The sequence below is a fragment of the Acinetobacter sp. YH16051 genome (genome assembly GCF_013417135.1).
GTDB classification, from domain to species: domain Bacteria; phylum Pseudomonadota; class Gammaproteobacteria; order Pseudomonadales; family Moraxellaceae; genus Acinetobacter; species Acinetobacter towneri.
Genome location: NZ_VPEN01000132.1, coordinates 1 through 1232 on the forward strand (window position 1 = coordinate 1; position 1232 = coordinate 1232).

Annotated in this window: 2 protein-coding genes; both read right to left on the reverse strand. The window is 41.1% G+C overall.

The genetic code is table 11. The features are described from left to right. Window positions 1–483: 483 nt before the first annotated feature. The gene (locus FTV41_RS14860; RefSeq protein WP_179996778.1) at window positions 484–789 is read right to left on the reverse strand and encodes a hypothetical protein; all 306 of its coding nucleotides are present in this window, start codon (window positions 787–789) and stop codon (window positions 484–486) included. 5 nt (window positions 790–794) lie between these two features. Continuing rightward, window positions 795–1232, reverse strand: a 438-nt coding sequence (locus tag FTV41_RS14865; protein WP_179995853.1) for a hypothetical protein, incomplete at its 5' end; no start/stop codon positions are given.

Below are 1232 nucleotides of genomic sequence, written 5' to 3' on the forward strand. Positions count from 1 at the left end.
TCTGGTTAGGTTGGGCTTCTTTCGACGGTGCAATCCAAGAAATCCCTAGTCCGTTGATTGGTGCTCTTATCAGGTACGCACTGTAATCTTTCGATACCGCAGCGTGATTCGGAGGCAGAGCCGGAATTTCGTTTTCCGGTACGTTTTATTACCACAATTTGCCTGTTTATCCTTTCGGAGACCGGGCTAAGTCCGAGTCAATCAAGTGGCACATGCGAGTTATTGTCTTTGAATGGTTTTAAGGAAGTCGTGACAAGCGAGCTTCCCATTGCTAAGATTGGATTGTCTAGGTCTGATCTTAGCAACGAATGCACCGAATCAGATTAGCAGAGCCGAAGTGATGTCACAATCATTTCGGCTCTGTGCCTTTCGGAGTATCACAAAAAAATCCCGTCATATTTAAATCCGCAACGCTCGCCGCAAGATGAAAATTTATTTTTCATCGAGGAAGCGGAAGTGCATCTGATGCTGATTGGTACTCGGTCACTCCGTTTTATTATTTTCCCGTTTTTTCTTGGCGCGTTTGTACATAGTTTTTACGGTAAGCACGCTTAAATTATGGGTTGTATGCTCATTTAAACAATCCGTTATGCGTTGCCATGATCGGTATTTTCTGGCTTCGGTGATTTCATCAAATGCTTCATCAAACACTTTTTGCATACTTTTGAGTCCACCAAAGGTCAGTAAAAAAATAGTTTTATTGAGCGATTCTCTTACAGGTTTGATCCCCGATTGTCTGATAGCATCGGCGATATGTTTTTCGAGTCTCTCTAATTCTTTTTTTTCCATCCCGATCACCTAAAAAATAAAATTAATGTGATGATAAGTGCATTACTGAGTAGAACGGTTAGGAAAAAGGTTATCGTCCAGCGAGTCAGCTTTTGTTGTGTTTTTTGATGTCGTTTTTTTTCATCATCCAGTTCTTGCCTTAAATGTGAGTATCGTTCACTGAAATCATTCAGAAGTTTTTGACTGGCGTTAAGCGTGCTGAGTTGATGATTGACTTCTAAGTTCCATTTTCGGAGGTTGTGGCGCAGTTCTTGGTCAATACGGGTGACATCATCCTGTAAACGTTCTGTGAGCGTTTTTCTCGGTGAAAGATGGAGTGATTCAGCGAGGATTTCACGTGCTTTGTTGGTGATAGTTTTATTTTCTCGTTCAGCAATGATTTGAAGTTTATCTTTGAGATCATCTTCAATTCTAAAGCTCACCGTTGTTGTTTTTTTGCTCTC

Bases quoted from the DNA above. Each gene is read 5' to 3' on its own strand.
- FTV41_RS14860 (WP_179996778.1), bottom strand. From the start codon at position 789: ATGGAAAAAAAAGAATTAGAGAGACTCGAAAAACATATCGCCGATGCT.